Annotated in this window: 18 protein-coding genes; 2 read left to right on the top strand and 16 right to left on the bottom strand. The window is 70.4% G+C overall.

Annotation, left to right across the window (positions count from 1 at the left end; all coding sequences use genetic code 11):
* Nucleotides 1-15: 15 nt before the first annotated feature.
* From QOM21_RS36120 to QOM21_RS36150, 7 genes are all read right to left on the bottom strand, one after another.
* Nucleotides 16-984 (bottom strand): phytanoyl-CoA dioxygenase family protein, encoded by a 969-nt coding sequence (locus tag QOM21_RS36120; RefSeq protein WP_407555318.1) that lies wholly within the window; start codon nucleotides 982-984, stop codon nucleotides 16-18.
* Nucleotides 978-1,949 (bottom strand): NAD-dependent epimerase/dehydratase family protein, encoded by a 972-nt coding sequence (locus QOM21_RS36125; protein WP_407555319.1) that lies wholly within the window; start codon nucleotides 1,947-1,949, stop codon nucleotides 978-980. The genes QOM21_RS36120 and QOM21_RS36125 overlap by 7 nt, the downstream gene beginning before the upstream one ends.
* Nucleotides 1,949-3,112, bottom strand: a complete 1,164-nt coding sequence (locus tag QOM21_RS36130) for a glycosyltransferase family 4 protein (protein ID WP_407555320.1) — start codon at nucleotides 3,110-3,112, stop codon at nucleotides 1,949-1,951. Before QOM21_RS36130 ends, QOM21_RS36125 begins: the two co-directional genes overlap by 1 nt.
* A 70-nt stretch (nucleotides 3,113-3,182) precedes the next feature.
* Nucleotides 3,183-4,052 carry a class I SAM-dependent methyltransferase gene (locus QOM21_RS36135; RefSeq protein WP_407555321.1) on the bottom strand — a complete coding sequence of 290 codons (870 nt, stop codon included), beginning with the start codon at nucleotides 4,050-4,052 and terminating at the stop codon, nucleotides 3,183-3,185.
* Complete coding sequence (locus tag QOM21_RS36140; protein WP_407555322.1) at nucleotides 4,049-4,828, bottom strand: class I SAM-dependent DNA methyltransferase; 780 nt, start codon at nucleotides 4,826-4,828, stop codon at nucleotides 4,049-4,051. The genes QOM21_RS36135 and QOM21_RS36140 overlap by 4 nt, the downstream gene beginning before the upstream one ends.
* A gap of 69 nt (nucleotides 4,829-4,897) precedes the next feature.
* On the bottom strand, nucleotides 4,898-6,157 hold the full coding sequence (locus QOM21_RS36145) for a YcaO-like family protein (RefSeq protein WP_407555323.1): 1,260 nt from the start codon (nucleotides 6,155-6,157) through the stop codon (nucleotides 4,898-4,900).
* Nucleotides 6,154-7,155 (bottom strand): aKG-HExxH-type peptide beta-hydroxylase, encoded by a 1,002-nt coding sequence (locus QOM21_RS36150; RefSeq protein ID WP_407555324.1) that lies wholly within the window; start codon nucleotides 7,153-7,155, stop codon nucleotides 6,154-6,156. Before QOM21_RS36150 ends, QOM21_RS36145 begins: the two co-directional genes overlap by 4 nt.
* Before the next feature lie 718 nt (nucleotides 7,156-7,873).
* Between QOM21_RS36150 and QOM21_RS36155 the strand changes: the two genes are divergently transcribed.
* A complete protein-coding gene (locus tag QOM21_RS36155; protein ID WP_407555325.1) occupies nucleotides 7,874-8,734 on the top strand; it encodes a sulfotransferase domain-containing protein in 861 nt (286 codons plus the stop codon).
* Here the strand turns inward: QOM21_RS36155 and QOM21_RS36160 are convergent.
* Entirely contained in the window at nucleotides 8,718-9,953 is a 1,236-nt protein-coding gene (locus QOM21_RS36160; protein WP_407555326.1) for an MFS transporter, read from the bottom strand. The two genes, QOM21_RS36155 and QOM21_RS36160, sit on opposite strands and share 17 nt — an antisense overlap.
* A gap of 466 nt (nucleotides 9,954-10,419) precedes the next feature.
* Between QOM21_RS36160 and QOM21_RS36165 the strand changes: the two genes are divergently transcribed.
* Nucleotides 10,420-11,025 (top strand): hypothetical protein, encoded by a 606-nt coding sequence (locus QOM21_RS36165; protein WP_407555327.1) that lies wholly within the window; start codon nucleotides 10,420-10,422, stop codon nucleotides 11,023-11,025.
* A 69-nt stretch (nucleotides 11,026-11,094) separates the two neighbouring features.
* Here QOM21_RS36165 and QOM21_RS36170 read toward each other — a convergent pair whose 3' ends face one another.
* The 8 genes from QOM21_RS36170 to QOM21_RS36205 form a co-directional block, all read right to left on the bottom strand.
* The gene (locus tag QOM21_RS36170) at nucleotides 11,095-13,110 is read right to left on the bottom strand and encodes an acetoacetate--CoA ligase (protein WP_407555328.1); all 2,016 of its coding nucleotides are present in this window, start codon (nucleotides 13,108-13,110) and stop codon (nucleotides 11,095-11,097) included.
* Between the two features lie 92 nt (nucleotides 13,111-13,202).
* Nucleotides 13,203-13,763: an RBBP9/YdeN family alpha/beta hydrolase gene (locus QOM21_RS36175; RefSeq protein ID WP_407555329.1), complete on the bottom strand. Its 561-nt coding sequence runs from the start codon at nucleotides 13,761-13,763 to the stop codon at nucleotides 13,203-13,205.
* Between the two features lie 15 nt (nucleotides 13,764-13,778).
* Nucleotides 13,779-15,101 (bottom strand): MFS transporter, encoded by a 1,323-nt coding sequence (locus QOM21_RS36180; RefSeq protein ID WP_407555330.1) that lies wholly within the window; start codon nucleotides 15,099-15,101, stop codon nucleotides 13,779-13,781.
* A 28-nt stretch (nucleotides 15,102-15,129) separates the two neighbouring features.
* Nucleotides 15,130-16,044: a TauD/TfdA dioxygenase family protein gene (locus QOM21_RS36185; protein ID WP_407555331.1), complete on the bottom strand. Its 915-nt coding sequence runs from the start codon at nucleotides 16,042-16,044 to the stop codon at nucleotides 15,130-15,132.
* Between the two features lie 44 nt (nucleotides 16,045-16,088).
* Nucleotides 16,089-17,060: a quinone oxidoreductase family protein gene (locus QOM21_RS36190; RefSeq protein WP_407555332.1), complete on the bottom strand. Its 972-nt coding sequence runs from the start codon at nucleotides 17,058-17,060 to the stop codon at nucleotides 16,089-16,091.
* A gap of 102 nt (nucleotides 17,061-17,162) precedes the next feature.
* A complete protein-coding gene (locus QOM21_RS36195) occupies nucleotides 17,163-18,221 on the bottom strand; it encodes a 3-keto-5-aminohexanoate cleavage protein (protein WP_407555333.1) in 1,059 nt (352 codons plus the stop codon).
* Nucleotides 18,222-18,311: 90 nt separating this feature from the next.
* The gene (locus QOM21_RS36200; protein WP_407555334.1) at nucleotides 18,312-18,701 is read right to left on the bottom strand and encodes a carboxymuconolactone decarboxylase family protein; all 390 of its coding nucleotides are present in this window, start codon (nucleotides 18,699-18,701) and stop codon (nucleotides 18,312-18,314) included.
* A 337-nt stretch (nucleotides 18,702-19,038) separates the two neighbouring features.
* Nucleotides 19,039-20,061: an AraC family transcriptional regulator gene (locus QOM21_RS36205; protein WP_407555335.1), complete on the bottom strand. Its 1,023-nt coding sequence runs from the start codon at nucleotides 20,059-20,061 to the stop codon at nucleotides 19,039-19,041.
* Nucleotides 20,062-20,158 lie beyond the last annotated feature (97 nt).

The following is a 20,158-nucleotide window of genomic DNA, read 5'->3' on the forward strand; positions in this document are numbered from 1 at the left end:
TCTCCTTTCGGGGGTTCAGCGGTGACCGGTCACGGTGCGCAGGGCGTGGCGCAGGCCCGCGGTGGTGAGCCGGGAGCGCCAGGACGTGAGGGGCTCCCAGCGCAGGCCGGAGAGCCGAGGGTCGTGGTACGGCACCCACCCGGTGCCGTGCCGCGGGTAGCGCGGAGGTCCCAGGCAGAGCCGCTTGGTGAGCACGATGCGGGTCGCATCAGTGTCGTTGGGCTGTGAGGCGTGCAGATGGTCGCCGGCGAACAGCAGGACGTCCTGGGCGTCCATCGCCACGTCCACGGGATCGCCGACGTCCTGACCGGGCAACAGGTCCCAGCCGTCGTGGCGCAGCGGGCGGCGGTATGCGTCCGGGTGGAACAGCAGTCCGTTGCCCCGCTCCACCCGGGTCAGGGCGATCCACAGGTTGATGGAGTTGACGGGTGTGTTGAACCACGAGTCGACATGGGCGTCGCGGGGGGTGAGGAATCCGGCGAGGCCGTCCGGTGCGCCGCCGGGGGCGAGGGAGGAGCGTGGCGGCATGATGCGCACCCCGAGGTGGTCGCTCAGGTATACCCGCCCTGGCTGCGGGGTCAGCGCGGTCGTGAAGTCCCGCAGCATGGTCCGGGCGAGGGGGCGGATCCGGGTCTCCAGGTCGGTGCGGATGCGAACGGTGAGCGCGGTGTCCGCGTGGCGGTGCAGCTCTTCGAGGGGGCGGTCCGCCGCCGTACCGTGCGGCAGATGCTCGTCGAGGGCCGCGCGAACCTGCTGTCGCAGCGGCTCCCATGCGCCGAGGTGTGCCAGTCCCCCCTTGAGCAGCACCAGATGGCCTTCGAGTACGGCGCGCAGCGGGGCGGGGAGGGTGCCTGCCCGTGCCCGGGCGCGCTGCTCCGGCAGATTGTCGGCCGTGCGCCCGGCAGGCTCGATGACGTGCAGGTCGGCGGCGCGCGGCGGGGGTGTGGCCGGGTGCTGCTCCGTCGGCTCGGACCGGTTCACCATGGCTCGCCTCCGGTGGGTGCCATCCTGTGACGGTGGTCGGGCGCCCCATGTTCCAAGGCCATCTCCGCCAGGCCCTCGGGCAGGCCGACCGACGGCCTGAAGCCGAACGCCGCCTGCGCCCGCCGGATGTCGGCTCCGGTGTGGCGGGCGTCTCCCGTCGAGGCGGCATGGCGGGTCAGCAGTACCGGGCCGACGAGGCGCTCGACGACGGCGACCGCCTGTTGCATGGAGACCGGGCCGGCACCGCCGAGGTTCGCGATGCCGGTGAAGGAGCTGCGGGCGGCGGCGCGCATCGCGGACACCACGTCGGTGACGTAGGTGAAGTCGCGGGTCTGGCTGCCGTCGCCGTACAGGGGGAACGCAGGCCCTCCGCTCGCGGCGGCGAGCAGCCGGGCGAAGGCCATGTCGGGCCGCTGCCGGGGCCCGTAGACGGTGAACAGCCGCAGCGCGACGGTGGGCAGCCCGTGTGCCGTTCGGTACAGCTCGCACAGCTGCTCCCCGGCGAGTTTGGTGACGCCGTACGGCGAGACCGGCCGTGGGTGGGCGGACTCCGGAGTGGGGCGACAGAGCGCTTCGCCGTAGACGGAGGAGCTGGAGGCGTAGACGAACTTTGCGGGCGGCTGGGCGCGGGCCGCCTCCAGCAGTCGCTGCGTGGCCAGCACATTGCGGTCGGTGTAGAGCGCGAAGTCCTCGCCCCAGGAGAGCCGGACCCCGGGCTGGCCGGCCAAGTGGTAGACGGCGTCGGCACCGGCGAGGAGCGCGACCGCGTCGGTGCGCAGCAGGTCGGCATGACGGAAGGTGAAGCGTGGGCTGCCCAGCGCGGTGCGCAGGTTGCGGCGTTTGACGGCCGGGTCGTAGGTGTCGGTCAGGCAGTCGACGCCGATCACCTCGTCCCCGGCGGCCAGCAGGTGTTCGCACAGGTGGGACCCGATGAAACCGGCCGCGCCGGTGACCACGGCGCGCATCAGCGGACCGCCCGCTCGGTCGCCGCCGGTCCGGCGGGGCGGCGCGGCTCGGTGACCGGGGTCAGGACCCGGTCGGCGCGTCTGCGCCAGGTGTACTCGGTGAGCAACCGGTCGCGGGCCTCGTCACCCAGGCGGGTCCGCAGGTCGGGCTCGGCGGCCAGGCGGCGGACGGCGCGTTCCCAGGCGTCGAGGTCGGCCGGCGGCACCAGCAGGCAGTTGACGTCGTCGGCCATGACCTCCCGGAGGACGGGCAGGTCCGAGGCGACCACCGCCAGCCCGTGGGACATGTACTCGAACAGCTTCATCGGCGAGACCCAGCGGCTGATGTCGCCGACTCCACCCGCGCAGGCCACCTGCTGTTGATACGGGGCGAGGACGAGGTCGAACGCCCGGTAGTAGGGGTGGAGGGAGCCGGGCGGCTGATGGCCGTGGAAGTGCAGATGGGGGCGGTCCGCCCGCTTCCTCCAGTGCGCCAGATCGGCTGCGGTCCCGCCCACGACGTGGAAGTCGGCCTCGGGAACGCGGTCGGCGAGAGCGAGGATGACCTCGATCCCGCGACCGGGGTAGAGGTGCCCGACGTAGCCCACCTTGAGTGCGCCCGGTCGCCCGGGTAGCTGGGCGACCGGGCCCGGCGGGGGAGGATCGGCGCAGTCGTGGGCGGTAACCCGTGCCGGCCCGGCGGGACCGTCGAGGCCGGGATAGGCATTCGCGTAGTCGTCGGCGAGCGCCTGCGAGACGAACACCACGCCGCGCACCGACCGGCTGCCGAGCAGTACCCGTTCGATCGCCCGCATCATCCGGCCTTCCCACAGCAGATGGGTCTCGTAGATGCGGGGCGCCAGGCCGCGGGCGGCGACCAGCGCGTGCGGATCGCGCCCGTAGAGGAGGTCGGGGATGCCGTCGCGGCGGATCGCGCGGCGTATCCGCCAGGCACGCAGCCAGCTGCCGAGCAGCATGGGTGCGCGCATCGGGAAGGTCCGCACGGGGAAGCGGTTGCGCGTCCCGTAGTAGGCGTGCACGTCCTCGGAGACCATCTCGCCGCGCAGGGCGTAGAGGCGGACGTCGTGGCCGGCGTCGGTCAGCGCGTCGCACATGCGCATGACGTGGACTCCGTTGGCGTAGACCGAGGGGATGCTGCCGGAGTGCAGATAGGCGATGCGCATGCGGCGGTCCTCCGTACGACGGGGTGAGGGGCGACAGCGGGGAGGCGGGTGGGGGAGGGCGTCGAGAGGATCAGGGGCCCGCGGGTCCTGGGGGCTCACTGGGGTCCGCCGGCTTGGCGGCGCGGAGCGAGAACGACAGCGGCAGTGCAGGCAGCGTGTCCGGCAGTCGCCACCAGCCGTCCTGGCCCTCCTCCATGAAGGGCAGCATCCGCCAGCCCACGAACGGCCACTCATGCAGGAACTCCACCCGCAGCCCGGCCTCCGCCAGCGCGGTGACCAGGTCGCCCAAGGTGTGCCCCCACACGTACTCGACGTCCGGGATGCGGGCCTCCGGTACCGAGGTGGGACTGTGGTACTCGAAGGAGAGAGGTTCCGGCTCGCCGAAGTAGGAGTAGCGCAGCCGCAGTTCCGGCTCCTGCAGGGTGTTGTCGAGCATCCAGGCGGCGGGGTGGCCCTCGAAGAGGTAGAGGAAGCCGCCGGGCGCCAGGAAGTGGGCCACCACCCGCGCCCATCCGCGCAGGTCGGGCAGCCAGCCGAGGACTCCGTTGGAGGTGTAGACGATGTCCCAGGTCCCGGTCAGCACCTCCGGCAGCCGCAGGACGTCGGACTCGACGAAGCGCGCGTCCGGCGCGACATCGGCGGCCAGCGAGTTGGCGATCTCCACCGCCCTGGAGGAGAAGTCGACCCCGGTCACGCGGGCGCCCAACCGGGCCCACGAGAGGGTGTCGAGTCCGACATGGCTCTGCAGGTGCAGCAGGGTGCGGCCTTCGACGGGGCCGACCTCGGCCTGCTCCAGCGGCCGCATCCGGTTGCCACCTGCCCGGAACCCGTCCAGGTCGTAGTGGGACGAGGCGGCCTTGAGCGGGGTCCACTGCTGCCACAGGCGGTGGTTGTCGGTGAGGTAGCGCTCCGGATCGCGCGGCGCGCCCGTGGCGCTCACGCGGGCAGCTCGTAGACGGAGACGTGATGGGTGCTCGCGTCGCTCAGCGGTCGGCCCGACCAGCCGCCGGTGCGGCGCACCAGGCGCAGGCCCGCGAACTCGGCCAGCAGGTCGAGTTCGCCCGGTGAGGAGTAGCGGAAGGAGACCCGCACATGTCGCATCCTGCCGTCGTCGAGTACCAGGTAGTCGGACGTATAGCGCTGGTCGGCGGGGTGGAGGGCGCGGGTGCGCAGCACGAAGCCCTCACCGGGTGTCGGGACCGGCTGGGTGCCCGTGCCGACGGTGGCGAGAGCTTCGGGCAGATGTGCGTCCAGCACGAAAGAGCCGCCGGGAGCCAGCCGTTGGGCGACCGAGGCGAAACAGCGGCGCTGGGCGGCCTGGGAGTCCAGCTCGGCGAACGTGCCGCCGGCCGCGTAGACGAGCGCGTGGCGGCCGATGTCCGGTGGCTGCGGCGGGGCGGAGAAGTCGCCCAGAGTGATGCGTACGGTGTCGCCGCCGGGCTTGGCACGCAGCCGGGCGGTCATCTCCGGCGAGGCGTCGAGGCCCTCCACGGTCAGTCCGCGCGCGGTGAGCGGCAACACCACACGGCCGGTGCCGCTGCCCAGCTCCAGCAGCGGTCCCGGTGGCCCCTGCTCGGCGATCGAGGCCAGGAACTCCACGGTCGCGTCGCTGTTCGGTGCCGCCAACCAGTCGTCGTAGTGCGCGGCGAACAGGGCCGCGTAGGCCGGCTCGGCGCACTCGGGCTCACAAGGTGCGTCGTCGGGGAGCGCGGACATCGGTCCTCCTGGGGAGCGGTGGCGAGGGTGCGGTGGACGGTGCGGAGTACGAGGAGGGCGTCGCGCCGGTCAGCCGAACGGGTGCGGAGGCACGCCGGGGCGGGGGCCGGCCGGCAGGGGCAGCGAGCCGGGGGCGACCAGCCGGACGACGGCCAGCCCCTCATCTGCCGGTGGCCCCACCGCGCGCTCCACCGCGATGACGTCCTCGCCGGTGCGGTCGGCCAGGAGGGCCGTAGGCGAGGGCGAGGCAGTGGCCCCGACACGAGCGAACAGGTCGGGCCCGGGGGACGGGACGGCCGGGCCCGGAGAGCGCCCCGGTGCGCGGGATCCGGTCCAGTGCGCAAGCGCATCCTGAGCGTGGTACGCCCACAGCGCGTGATCCAGTCCGCTCCGCGGGACCCGGGTGCCGGCCAGTCGATCCCAGCCGCGGCGGGCTACCGGTGTCGCCATGCTCCAACGGACCATCAGCGCCTCCCAGCAGGCCCGCACGACGGCGTCCTGCCCCTCCCCGGCCGGTGCGCAGCGTGCGCCGAAGGTCTGATGGGCGCCGTCCGGATCGTGCAGGCAGACGGCGACCGCCACGACACCCGCAGGCGTCGGCAGCGCCAGCACGACGGCCGTCAGCGCCTCGCGGTCGAGCAGCCCGCGCAGCACGTCGGCGTCCGCGTCCGCGGGCAGTGCGGCACGGGCATCGAAGGACACCGGTGGCCGGAGGTGCGGAGCGCACCAGCTGCGGCCGACCAGATCGCGCTCCAGAATCTCCCAGGCCGCGTGCGCAGCCGCCGCGGCCGGATCCGGATGCGCGGCCACACCGGTCGACCCCGCGCGATGCGTGACCGTACAGCCCGGCGGCGGGCGGTGCTGGAGGAACGCCGTACCGGCCGGCACCCACACCTCCTCACCGGTGCCCGCCGAGCGGCCCCGGCACCACAACTGGCGCACATCACGGGAGTCGTCACGCCCACTCCAGGCGGCGGGGTCTACCGCCGGGACGCCGTGCCGGCGCAGCGCACACCAGTCACCGATGTGGACGAATTCGCCGGTGCCGGGTGTGGCGCCCGGCCGGGCCCGGGCGGCCTCGGCCTCCGCCGACCGGCCGGCGAGCACGTTGCCCATCCGCTCCATCAACTCGCCCCGGGCGCGCCGCCGTACGTCGCCGGGGTCGGCGCCCGCAGCACTGCCGATCAGGACGGGGGCACCGCCGGCCGCGCCCGTGCCGGCGAAGGCTGCGGACCGGGCCGCGACGCGGGCCAGCAGCGCGCCGGGGGAGTGCGGCCAGGGGCCGAAGACCTCGGGCGTCCAGCGGGCCGCCGATACGGAGACCGTCACCCGCGGCCCCCGGAAGTGCCGGCGTGCGCACCCGTCGGCACGATTTCCCGCGCCAGCAGCTGGTCCACCTCGGCGCGTACCGCCTCACCGGCCGGGGTCAGGGAGGCACGGTAGCGGCTCAGCGTCTCGGCGCCCTGCCGGGCCCGGTCCAGCACCTGCGTCCGGCGGGCGGCCACGGCCTTCGGCGGCAGGTCCGCCGGTGCCTCCTCGTACAGGAGGCGGTAGAGGACCACCTGACGCGCCAGGACGACGGTCTGCTGGAAGAGACCGGTCAGCGGCCGGGGATCCGCGCGCAGCGGGGTCGACATGGTCGGCGCGGAGCCGGTGCCGGTGCCGGGTACGAGGAAAGGGGTGCTGAGCGCTGCGGCGTTGCAGCGGGTGTGCGTGCCCTCGTGCACCAGGGCGTCGGCCAGCCGGACCCAACCGGTCAGCCCGGTGCGGCCCGTGGTCAGCCGGGATGCGTTGACGAACACCGCGCCGTGCGTGGTGAAGTCGGTGAAGCCGTCGATCGAAGGGCCGTGCAGCAGGGCGATCTGCCGTACTCCTTCCCGCAGTTCGGCGAACATCGTCGGCCAGGTTCGGTGCAGCCACTCCGCCGACGCGGCCAGGACCGCGGCCTGCTCGGCATCCCAGGCCCGCACCACCGAATGCCGGCCCGCCGCGTCCGCTGCCGGGCCGTGGCCGGGTGGGAGGGAGGCGAGAGCCCGGTCGACGGCCTGCTCCAGATGCGGTGCCGGGTCGGCGAGATCGACGGGCCAGCGGCCGGCGGCCCGCCGAGGGGGCGGGACCACAGCCCCGCCGGCGCCCGGCTCCGGGCTGACGGCCGGCGCGACACCGTCTGCCGACTCCGTCCGCACTGCGTGCGCCGCTGCCTTGCGGGCGGGATGGCGAGCCGGTCCCGGCGCGCAGGCCCCGGCCGTACGCAGCACGGCATCGGTGGTGCTCCAGAGGGCGTCTTCGTCGCGGCGGGCGGCCCCCGCGTCAGGGCTGACAAGCAACAGTCCGGTCTCCAACGTCGTGAGGACTACGGTGTCGTCGGTCTTGGGCCTCGCCGTTCTGCGCACCTCTGCCGCAGGGCGGCGTCGTTCGAGGCGGGCACAGGCACGGGTACGGCGGGCCGGCCGGCCGCGGCGGACGCCCGGGTGCGTGACGGGCGGACCCGCCACGCACCCGGGGTGCTGCCCTTGGACGGACCGGCCGTCTCAGTCCTCGCTCGGGATGTCGATCATCAGGGCGAACTCGGGAAGTTCCTCGGTGACCTCTTCGATCTCCTGCTGCTCCATGAGTGCTCTCTTTCTGATGGGGGCATCCGTGACCGGCCGACGGCGTCCGCCATCGGCCGGTCAGCAGCTACCCCGCCCGGAAACGGCCCAAAGAATCGTGAGCCGGCCACCCGGCGAGATGAAGCCTTGATCAACGGAGCGGGAAATTCTCGGCAGGTTTCCGGAAAGCGTCGAAATTCGTCCGGTAAACGCCTTCGCGTGTTTCCTGTGTGATGAGAGTTTATGCCTGGGGCGCGTCATGCGCAGTGCATATGACCGAGCGTCAACGTTCTGCGGGGGAAAGCAGGCTTGATCGCTCCACTTGCTGTCTCAAGGGCCGAGAAAGCGTGGCCGGGAGCGTCGGAAGGGCCGGAAGCGCCCAGGTGTTTTCTCTCCCGGCCTGCCGCGAAGGCGCTGTTGTCATCCCTCGGAGAGCCGGAGACAATGACCGGCTGTGGCTCATGACAACGCAAAGACCGCCGCATCGAACGCCGTTCGCGCGGTCGATGCCGAAGGCGACGTCTACATCCTCTCGTTCCCCAAGTGCGGCCGGACCTGGCTTCGGCTGCTGCTGGCCCGCGCGATCTCGGCGGCCCACGGCATTCCGATGGAGGTGTGCAGGGACCTGGACCTCACGCATTTCAGCGCGGTCGATTCCACAGTTCCCCGGATCGTTTTCTGGCACGACGACCGGGTGGCCTTGCGCGCCCCCGCGCAGTTATCGGCTGACAAGGATTTCTACCGCGACCGCAGAGTCGTCCTGCTGCTGCGGGACATCCGCGACGTAGCCGTCTCCCACTACTTCCAGCGCACCCGGCGGGAAGGAGACTCCTACAACGGTACGCTCGGCGACTTCCTGACCGAGGAGGTGGGCAGCGTGCGCACCTGCCTGGAGTTCTGGAACATCTGGCACGCCCAGCAGCATGTGCCGGCCGCGTTCCTGCTCTCCTCCTACGAACGGCTGACCGCCGACACCCCCGGCGAACTCGGCCGCATCATGCGCTTCTGCGGTCTGACACAAGCCGTGGACCCCGCCGCGGTGGAGACAGCGGTGGCGTTCGCCCACTTCGGCGCCATGCGGGCGATGGAACGCGACGACGTATTCCGCTCGGAGAAATTGCGCCCCTCCGACCCGGGCGACGTGGAATCGTACAAGACCCGGCGCGGTGTGGTCGGCGGGTACCGCGACTACCTCACAAAGGAACAGGCCGACGACGTGGACGCACTCGTCCGCGGCCACCTGGTCCCGGCCTGGCAGCCCGCCGCCCTCGCGGCCGACGAGCAGCCAGAACCGCCGCTCAGCACTGCGAAGTGACCGCGCCGCGCAGCCCACGCACTTCGGGGAGCGCCAGCGGAAGCACGGCAAGCACGGCGATGAGCGCCGCTCCGGCACCCAACGCGCCCTCCAAACCGAACAGCTGTGCCGCAGGGGCGGCGGCGAGGTAACCGAGGGGAACGGTGACCGACTGGCCGAGTGCCGCGTAGGAGACCGCACGGCTGAGCCGGGCACCGGGCACCCGCTCCTGGAGCACCCCCGTCCATACCGTTATCGACACCGCGCTCGCAGCCCCCGCCGCGGCGGCGGCCACGGTCAGCCCGGCCGTCCGTCCATCTGCGGCCATCACTGCCAGCGGGGCCGCTATCGGCACCATGGCCGCGCAGACCGTGACCCCGGATCTGACGGGCCGCCACCACAGCGCGACCCCGGAGCCGGCGACCAGTCCCAAAGCGAATCCGGAGGTCACCATCCCCCACGCCGCCGGCCCGCCCAGCACCTGGTGTCCGTACACCGGCCCCAGCAGCTGGTAGCCGGCCAGCCACACCGGGACGATCAGCGCGCCCTGCGTCGTGATCGCGACCAGCCAGCGCCTGGAGCGGAAGTCCTGCCAGCCTTCCCGCAGATCATGACGAAACCGGCCCGATGGCGGTGCCGGGTGAGCCGGCTGCGGCAGGCTCGCGAACAACGCGGCGGCACAAGCGAACGACAGCGCGTCCCAGGCGATGACCCAGGCCGACCCCACGAGTGCGACCAGCACGGCACCGACCGCCGGGCCACCGACCTTCACGATGTTCTGCCCCAGTCGCAGCAGGGCGTTGGCCGCCGGCCGGACCTGCTCCGGCACCAGGTCGGTGAGCACCGCGGAGCACGCCGGGGTGAAGAACGCGGCCGCCGCACCGCACACTGCGGACAGCGCCGCCAGATGCCAGACCTGTGCCGTATGTGTCCACAGCAGAATCGCCGCGGTGGCCTGCGCGGCCGACGACGCGGTGTTGGCCACCGCTATCACCCGCAACCGCGGCCACCGGTCGGCGCTCGCGCCCCCGATCAGCAGAAGCACCAGCTGCGGGGCCATCCCACAGGCGAGAACCGAACCGAGCCCCGCGCCGCTCCCACCGGGAAGTCGCAGCACCGCGAAGGCGAGAGCAATCGGCGCGATCGCCGTTCCCGACCAACTCAGCAGCCGGGCGGCGAAGTGCCGACGGAAGACCGGCACCGCGAGTGGCGTCCACACCCCACCGACTCCCGTCGACACCAGCCCACTCCTCCCGCGGTCGCCTCGGCCGGGCACGCCATCCAGGGATCGTCACACGGCGTACGTGTGGCGCGGCGGAACCGGGCCGCCCGCGATCGGGGGACCGTCCACCCGGCGGCCGCTCCGCAACGAAGCCCGCCGCGGCCGGCTGAGGCGACGAATGGGGCGTGAGCTTGCCCGACCGCGGAGCAGGTCAGGTGCTCGGATCCGCACTGACCCAGCCGTGTGGACGATGACCCGAAGGCTCTGCGCGTCGTTCTCGACACCCCGCTGCCATGCCGGAACCATGAGGGCCATGACATGCTCGGCCGAAGTGGGACGACGTCGGATACTCGGGGGTATCGGGGGTATCGCGATCTGGGGCCTCGGTGCGACAGCCACGGGTTGCACCACTCGGCAGGGCTCGGCGAGAGCCGAAGCAAGGGAAGCCGATACCAGCGGTCAGTATGTGTTCGGATATGGATCCTTGATTCAAAGGAAATCCCGAGAGGAGACCTGGCCGAAAGCCGGAAGGGCTTTCCCGGTCTCCGTCAAGGGTGTTACGCGTGGCTGGTACGACCGGGTTGACACGGTCAGCTGGGGGCCCACCTATTTGGGAGCCTTTCCGGACCGCGGCTCCACCTGCAACGGTGTGATCTTCCAGGTGTCGCACGGCGAATTGAAGGCATTTGCCGAGAGGGAGCAGGGATACAAGCTGACCCGCATCCCCGCGGGTGACATCACCATGCTGGACGGCAGATCGGCTCCACCACCCGGAATCTTCTGGTACTTCGGAAGCACGTCGCGTCGATACGTCAGCCGGGAGTTCCCCATCGTGCAGTCGTATGTCGATGTATGCGTGAGTGGATGCCTGGAGGTCGAGGATGAGTTTCCGGCATCCCGCGCAGCGAAGTTTACCCAGAACTTCTTCACCTCTACGACCGACTGGAAGACTCCATGGATCAACGACCGCATCTATCCATGGCGGCCTTTTGTTCATGTTCCGCAGGCCAACAAGATCGACACTCTGATCCGGGATGAGCTCGGCGACGAAATGTTCCGCTCCATCTCCCTTCCTGGTGCCGGGATTTAGGCGCTGTGCGCCCATGCCGGTCGCCGGGGCCGGGCTGTGTGCGGGCTACACCGTGCTCGGACAGCCCCGTCAGTGACCGCCGTCCTGGTCCGGCTTCGGCCTCGTTGACAGACCGGTGGCGAAGTCCGCGAACCACCTGAGCATCTCGGGGTGCGTCGTGGCACCTTCGGCAGCGATGTCGGTGAGGTCGGCTCCTTGGAGCAGTCGCTTGACGGGCACTTCCAGTTTCTTCCCGGTCAGGGTGCGCGGGACCCCGGCTATCTGCACGATGGTGTCGGGCACGTGGCGGGGTGAGAGTTGCTGCCTGATCGACGTGTTGATGCTCTGCCGGGTCCTTTCGTCGAGGGTGGCGCCTTCGGAGAGGACGACGAACAGGGGCATGAAGTACTGGCCGTCGGGCATTTCCGCTCCGATGACGAGGCTGTCCGCGATCTGCGTCATACCTTCGACGATCTCGTAGATATCGGCGGATCCCATGCGCACGCCCATCCGGTTGAGCGTGGAGTCCGAACGTCCCGCCACCACAATGGAGAGGTCGGAGTCGACCGTCACCCAGTCGCCATGGCGCCAGACACCCGGATAGACATCGAAGTAGCTGGCCCGGTAGCGCTCGTCGTCCGGGTCGCTGACGAAACGCAGCGGCATCGACGGCAACGGAGTTGTCACCACTAGCTCTCCTTGCTCACCGGTCACGGGCCGGCCCCCGGTATCCCACGCGGCGAGAGCGACACCGAGCGCGGGAGCCTGAATGCGGCCCACGCGGACAGGGAGCAGCGGAGAACCTCCGGCAAGCACCGAGCAGATATCGGTTCCTCCGCAGATGGACTGCAGCCATACGTCTCCGGGAAGACGGTCCTGGACCCAGCGCCAGGCGCTTGCGGGAAGCGACGAACCCGTCTGCAGGACCGACCGCACAGCGCTCAGGTCCAGTTCCGTGGCCGGGTACGCGTCCGCCTTCTCCGCCGCCATCAGGTACGCCGCGCCCACACCGACCATGGTCGCCCCGGTCTGCCCGGCCACGGCCCAGACACCGTTGACGTCCGGCCAGGTCGGGCTGCCGTCGTAGAGGACGATCGTCGCCCCGTGCAGCAGACCGCCGACCATGAAGTTCCACACCATCCAACTCGTCGAGGTGTGGAAGAAGTAGCGGTCCTCGCCGCGCAGGTCGGCGCCGAGCCCGAGGGCCTTGAGCAGCTCGACGACGATGCCGCCGTGACTGTGGACAATGCCCTTCGGCATGCCCGTTGTGCCGGACGACCACAGGATCCACAGTGGGTGGTCGAAGGGAACGTCGGCGAACGTCAGGGGGACATGCTCGGTGAGGAGTGCCGCCCACGCGTGCTGTTCGACACCCGGCGTAAGCGGCCACGGGGGAGGGGACGGCGACGCGCGCAGCTGGTCGACGGTGATCAGATGCCGGAGCGTGGGCAAACCCTCCACGATCTCGGCCACTTCCCTCCTCCGGTCGAACTCCTTGCCTCCGTAGGGGTAGCCGTCAGTGGCGATCAACACGGTGGGCTCAGCCTGCCGAAGTCGCCCGAGGACGCTGGGAGTGCCGAAGTCCGGGGAGCACACCGTCCATACCGCGCCGACGGCGGCGGAGGCCAACAAACCGATCACGGCGTGGGGCGTGTTGGTGAGGTATCCCGCCACGCGGTCGCCGGGGCCGACCCCCATGTCTCGTAGGGCGGCGGCGAGCGCGGCGACGTCGTGACGCAGTTCCTCCCAGGTGGTCTCCACGGGTATGCCACCCTCGGACATGCTGATCAGAGCCGGGCGCACGTCGGTGGCCTGGGCGAAGCACCGCTGCGAGAAGTTCATGCGCGCTCCCGGAAACCAGGAAGCTCCGGGCATGGACCGGTCCGGCAGCACCTCGTCGTAGTCGCTGACTTCGTCGAGCCCGTAGAACTCCCATACAGCGGACCAGAACGCTGATACGTCCGTGGAACTCCATCGCCACAGTTCCGGGTAGTCCGCGAAGGAGAGCCCGCGTTCCTGTTCCAACCAGCGCATGAAGGCCGTGACGTTGGCGTTGCCGGTCGTTGCGGGGGACGGCGACCACAGCAGATCGGTGGGCGTACTCATCGGGTCTCCAGGGGAGGTTGCAGGGGAAGGACGCCCCTCCTGCCCGGAGCGAGCAGGAGGGCGCGGCGTGGTGGCCGAAGTCGGTGGCCCGCTCAGCCGAACTCGCGGATCAGCGCCGCCGCTCGCGGCCATTCGCCGTACCCGGAGGCCGGGTTGAGGTGGCCGACGGCACCGAGGTCAACGAGGCGGCTGCCCCAGGCCCGCGCGAGGCGGGCGACACGGTCACGGCTCCCCAGCGGGTCGTTGCTGCTCGCCGTCACGATGCTCGGGAAGGGCAGGGGCTTGCGCGGGGTCGGCGTCCAGCCGTTCTCGCGCAGCGTCGTAATGGTCGGGTAGCCCTCGGGCAGCGGCCTCTCGAAGTCCGGCGGGGCGGCCAGCAACGCGCCCTGAATGCGACGCCGGTGCCGTTGGGCCCAGTGCACGGTGGTCATCACGCCGGCGCTGTGGGCAACCAGAACGACCGGCCCCGACACTTCCGCGAGGACGTCGTCGAGGGCCGAGACCTGCGCGTCGCGGCTCAGTCTGTCCTCGGTGAGCGGCGGCACGGTACGGGAATCCGGGAGCTGGTGGGCGAGGACGGTCTGCCAGTGCTCCGGGACGTGATCCCGCATTCCGGGGACGATCACGCAGGTCGGAGGCGGGGTGCGGGTCATGGTGGGGACTCCGGGTCAGTGGACCGGCTCGGGCAGGAGGCCCAGGCGGCGCCGGTCGTGTTCGTAGAAGCGCTTGCCGACGGCGAAGGCCGCACCGCCGGCAATGGCGACGAGAGGGACGATCTGCAGGGCGTCGAGCAGGCCCATACGATCGGCGAGCATGCCCGTGACGGCAGGGCCCGGTGCGAGCCCGAGCAGGCTGTTGGCCAGGGTGAGAGTGGCGAAGGCCGTCGCCGAGAGGGCGGCGGGGGTCAGGTTCGCCACCATGGCGGCGGTCGGCCCGGCCGTCGCGTTGCACAGCAGACTCCCGACGCCTATCAACCCGAGCTGCAGCGGGCCGGCGGGCAGTTGGAACCCACTCATCAGCAGCACCAGTGAGCCGACGCTGCAGACGATCGACACCGTCCACTTGCGGGCCGCGACACGCCGGCCGAGACGGTCCGCCAGCATGCCCCCGCCGATCATCCCGACCCCGGTGATCAGCGCGAAGACCCCGGCCATCAGTCCGGCCTTCGAAGGGGACATGGCGTAGTAGCGGTTGAGGAAACTCGGCATCCAGGCGAGCAGCGCCATCGCGATGAACATCTGCAGCCCGCTGCCGACGTAGGCGCAGTTCACGGACACCGAGGAGAACAGCCGGGGCAGCAGTGGACGGAGCGGAGTACGCGCGCGGGGCCGGTCGCGGGTGTCGGCCGTCGCTTCCCCCCGCTGCCTCCTCAGCCGTTTCTCCGTGACCACCAGGCCGTAGAGCAGGGCCAGGACCAGCCCGAAGATCCCCATCACGCCGAACGCCCAGCGCCAGCCCAGGTGCCCGGCCACCACACCGCCGACCGACACGCCCAGCACCGACCCGAACGCCCCGCCCCCGATGAACGCGCCGGAGAGCGTGGCCCGCAGGCTGACCGGAAAGACGCTGACGACCACGGCGATGCCGACGCTGCCGTATGCCGCCTCACCGACGCCCACGACGAACCTGGCTGCGAACATCTCGCCGTAACCGGCCGAGACGGCGCAGGCCAGGGTCGCCAGACTCCACACCGTGGCGGCGGCGACCAGACACCGGACCCTTCCCCACCGGTCCGCGGCCAGTGACAGCGGAAAGGTCAGTACGCCGACCATCAGGGCCACGATTCCGCTGAGGGAGCCCAACTGGCCGTCGGAGAGCAGCCATTCGGCCTTGAGCATGGGGAAGACGGCATTGAGGACCTGCCGCGACATGTAGTCGGACAGCAGGAGCCCGAAACTGAGCGCGAAGACCAGCCACGCATAGCCGCGGGAGACAGCAGGTCCGGTCCGGGATGCCTCCGGGCCGGTCGCACCGGCGGTGTGCAGCGCCATCGGTGTCACCTCTCTCGTCTCGGGAACGTCAGAAGGGTTGGTCACCGACGATTCCGGCGCGCTCCATCTTGCGGACCGCGGGCCAGTAGTCCTGCACCGCGTAGTGCTGGGTACAGCGGTTGTCCCAGATCGCCACGCTGTTCTTCCGCCAGCGCCAGCGCACCTGGTACTCCGGGACGGCCGCCTGGCTGATCAGGTAGTTCAGCAGGTTGGCGGCGCCTGGGGCGTGGTCCTGACCGAACCGCACGTTGTCGGGGGTGTGGAAGTTGACGAGGTGCGTGGTGAAGCTGTTGACGAAGAGGATCTGCTCGCCCGTTTCCGGGTGGGTGCGCACCACCGGGTGCTCGGGGTCCGGATAGCGGGCCTTGAGCTGGTGACGCTGTTCCATGGGCATGACCGCGCCGAAGGTCGACTCGATGCTGTGCCGTGCGCGCAGATCCGCGATCTGCGCCTTGATGTGTTCGGGCAGCCGGCGGTATGCCTCGGCCATGTTGACCCAGATGGTGTCGCCGCCGACCTCGGGCGTCTCCACGCAGCGCAGTACGGAGCCCATGGGCGGGCACTCGCGCCAGGTGGCGTCACAGTGCAGTGCGTTCTCGTAGTGCTCGGGCTTGCTGTTGAGGTCCTTGTAGATGCGGACCAGCCCCGGGTGTTCGGGGTCGCTGCCCAGAACCGGGTGGTCCTCCAGGGATCCGAAGCGTGAGGCGAAGGCCACGTGCTCGCCGCCCGTGATGTCCTGGTCCCGCAGGAAGAGGACCTTGTACTGCAGCAGCAGCTCCCTGATCTCGGCGAACAGTTCCTCGTCCCGCGCGGCGTCGGCCAGGCTCACTCCGGAGAGTTCGGCGCCGATGGTGCAGGTGAGGGGCTCGACCTGGAGGGAGCTGCGACGGCCCCTTGCGCCCGTGGTGGGCGCGCTCTGCCTCGGTCGGATGGCATGCGGCATGGTGCTCACTCCTTGAACGACGTGCTGCGGCCGGTGCGCAGGTGTCAGACGACGAAGACGGAAGAGCCCGTTGTCCGGGCGGCCTCCAGGTCGCGATGGGCCTGTGGCGCGTCCTGGAGGGCGTAGCGCTGGTTGATCTCGATGCTGATGCGGGCGGAGGCGACGTGGTCGAAGAGTTCGCCGGCCAGGCTGTCGCGCTCCTCGGGATCGGAGATGTAGTCGGCCAGTGCGGGGCGGGTCACGAACAGCGAGCCGTGGATGGCGAGTTGCATGGCATCCAGTGGTGGGACGCCGGAGGCCGTACCGAAGCACACCAGGAGCCCGCGGCGCCGTAGCGAGGCCATGGACCCGGCGACGGTGTCCTTGCCGACGCTGTCGAAGACGACGGGGACACCGGCTCCGTCGGTGAGCTCGCGTACTCTCGCGGCCACGTCTTCCCGCCGGTAGTAGATGATGTGGCTGCAGCCGTGGGCGCGGGCGATCTCGGCTTTCTCCTCGGTGGAGACCGTGCCGATCACGGTGATGCCGTTCAGCTCGGCCCACTGGGAGACGATCAGGCCGACGCCGCCCGCCGCGGCGTGGAGCAGGACGGTGTCCCCGGCCTTCAGCGGGTGGATCCGGCGCAGGAGATAGGCGGAGGTCAGGCCGCGCATCGTCATGGCGGCGGCGGTCTCGCAGCTGATCTCTTCCGGTAGCTTGATCAGCGAGTCGGCGGGCATGACCCGTTCCGTGCTGTACGCCCCGAGCGGGCTGCCCGTGTAGGTCACGCGGTCGCCCTCGGAGACGTGACTCACGCCTTCCCCGATGGCCTCGATGACGCCGGAGGCCTCGACGCCGAGCCCGTCCGGCAGCCGGGCCGGGTAGAGGCCGGTACGGAAGTAGGTGTCGGCGAAATTGAGTCCGACCGCGACGTGCCGGATACGGACCTCGCCAGGGCCGGGACGGCCCACGGTGACCTTCTCCCACCGCAGGACGTCGGGACCCCCGGTCTCATGGAAACGAACGGCATGTGCCACAAGTTGCTCCGTAGTGCTCGTGTGCGGGCGGCTGCCGCGGGCGGTCCCGGGCGCGTGTGCGGGACGGACCCGGCCCTCGCGACAGCCGCCGTCTCTGTCGGATCAGCGTTCGCGGGCGCCCAGCAGGAAACCGCGCTGGCCGGGGAGGCGGTTCGGGCCCATGCCGAGACGGGCCAGGGTCTCGTCGGTGTCCGCGTACCATTCGCCGACCCGGTAGATCTCCTTGGCCTCGGGACCGGTCGCGATGTCGCGGCCGAGTACGCGGGCGAGCTGGACCATCTGCTCGATCTGCTCGACGGAGCTCATCCGCTGACCCTTGTGACGCCACAGGTTGTCCTCGTTGCCCACGCGGACGTGCGCACCCAGCGCGATACCGACCGCGTTCATCGGGGCCACCGCGCGCATGGACGCCTCGATGGTCAGGACGGCGCCGTCGGGGACGCGGCGAATGAACTCGACCAGATCGGCGGGGTGCCGGCCCGCGAAACCACCGCCGATCGCCACGTAGTTGAGCACGAGGGGGCCGCTGTAGACGCCCTTGCGGATCATCCGCTCCACGGTCTCCAGCTGTGCGGTGTGGGCGAGTTGGAAGTGGGGCTGGATGTTCTTGGCGCGCAGTCGCTTGAGGTGTTCCAGGTAGAAGTCCGGCGTGGCGTCGACGACCATGTCGCGGTACGCCTCGTAGGTCGCGGGCTTGGCGATCGAGGTGCCCTCGATGTCCTCGTCGTCGAAGAGCTCGACGATGTTCATCTGGCTGGAGCCGATCGCGATGGTCACCTGGTCGGGCCGGGGCGTGATCTCCGCCAGCATGTGGCGGGTGTCGTAGCTCAGCCACTTGGCGTCGGCCCCCTCCTCCTCGGGGGCGAACGAGATCGAACCGCCGATCTGCAGGACCATGTCGGGCACGGCCTCCCGCAGCCGGGACATCAGCTCGTTGAACATGGACATGCGCTTGGACCCGTGACCGTCCAGCTCACGCACATGGATGTGGAGCACGGTGGCCCCGGCGTTGTAGCAGTCGACGGCCGCCTGGACGTGCTCGTCCATGGTGAGCGGAAGGTCGTCGGCGTCGCCCGGCAGCCACTCCGGCCCGTAGGGCGCGGCCTGGATGACCAGCTTCTCCTGGTTCTCCGGGTACAGAGAGTCGTCGAGGAAATGCATGTCGTGCCTCCTTGCAAGGGAATGTGTGTGGGGATGGGGTGGGAGCGGGTCGGTGGACGGGGCCGTCCGACGAGCCCGCCCGCGCGGGAATCAGCCGCCGTCGCCGCGCTGTTGGCGCGAGTCGATTTCCTCGGCGAGGATCGGTACGCCCACGTTGCAGGCGTGGATTCCCACCAGCGTCGTCAGCTTGAGGACTTCGAGGATCTCCGCACGCGTGGCGCCCAGTCGCAGCGCCGTCCGGATGTGCCGGCGAACTCCGGGTGCGTACATGTGCGTGGCGGACGCGTCCACGGCGATGGCGAGCAGCTCGACGAACTTCGGCTCCAGCACTCCGCTCAGCCACGGCTGCATGGCCGTCGCCATGAACTGCTCCGTCCAGGCCGGGTCCCAGTCGTACAACTCGTCCCACAGCGGGTTCCAGGCGTCGTGCTCGCGCATCCGTTCCACGACCGGGGTGGGGACGGTCTTGCTGTCGCTCATCACTCGTTCAACTCCGTCTCGTGATGGTGGGAGACCGCTCGCGGCGCTGCCACTTGCCCGGCGTGGGAATGGGAGAGTGGCGGAGCGCAGCGAGGGCGTGGAGACGGGGCTCCGGTGCCCTCGCATGGCTCGGTGCGAGACCAGCCGGCTCCGGGAGGAACGGTGTGGCCGCGAGCGGGATCCCCGCTCTTCCTCGTGCGGCCTGCGTTCCCTCCAGCGATGCTTCGACGTTACGTCCGGGCAGGGACCGGTGCTTTGCCCTGCGGGACGCGTGACTTACCTGCTGGGGACATGCCGCTTACCGAGGGGATCCGGCCCGCTCGCGAGCGGGCGTGATTCATCGCCGGGCGGAGGGCTGTGCGCTGCTCTGCTGGATGCGCCACGCCCTCGGGCTGCAGCCGAATCGTTCCCGGAACCAGCGGGAGAAGGCGCTGGGCGCGGAGAAGCCCAGCAGCTGTGAGACATCCGTCAGCGAGCGGTGCGGGTTGGGCACCAGTTGCTCCGCGAGCTGGGTGCGCGTCGCATTGACCAGCGACGAGAACGTCTCGCCCGAGTCCGCCAGGTGCCGGTGGACCGTTCTCCGGTCGACGCCGAGACTCCGTGCCACCTGGCCGATGGAGCAACGCCCGGTGGGCAGAAGGACCTCGATCAGCTCGCGGACACGGTTCAGCACAGTTGTGTCACGTGATTCCGAGACCGACGCGAAATAGCTCCGTGCGTAGGTGTGCAGCTGTGGATCCGACATCGGGTTGACGGTGTTCAGATCGCTTGCGCACAGCACGATCCCGTTGAATTCCTGGTCGAACTCGACGACGGGGCCGAAGACGCGCCGATGCGTACGGAGGTCCGTCGGAGCGGAGTGGACGAAGGACACGCACAGCGGCTGCCGGCGGCTGCCGAGGAAAAGCTGCAGCAGCTGATGGGTTGCTCCCACCGCCAGCTCGGTGGCCTGGCGAACCGCCATGGTCCCACCGGGATCAAGAGCCGTCTTGATGGTGGCCAGATCGTTCGCCACGGAGAGCCGGATGCTCAGCATCTCGTTGTACATGTGCTCGTAGCCGATGAGCAGTTCGAGGGCGCTGCGGAGATTCGGCTCCTCGCGTATGACCAGGCTGAGGGGGCCGAGGCTCGATATGCGGCGGCGCTCGGCCAGCAGCAGGCCGAAGTCCTCGTGCCGTGATGCGGCGGCCGAGAGCTCCAGCAGCTCGGTCACCGCGGGACCGGAGATCCACCGGTCCTGGACCGCGAGGCCCACCGGGTCCAGCCCCACGCGTTTCATCAGGGCACCTGGGTCGAGCCCGAGCGCACGGCTGAGTTCCACGTAGCCGGTCAGCGCTGCGTTGCGAACGAGGGGCTTCATGGCACTCCCTGACTCTGTCCCCAAGCGGTAAGCCGCCTGTCACGTCACGTCACGTATGGAGCGTGCGTGTGTCCTAGCGTTGCACCACCGCGACGGG

This window comes from Streptomyces sp. Pv4-95 (assembly GCF_045782725.1).
Taxonomy (GTDB): domain Bacteria; phylum Actinomycetota; class Actinomycetes; order Streptomycetales; family Streptomycetaceae; genus Streptomyces.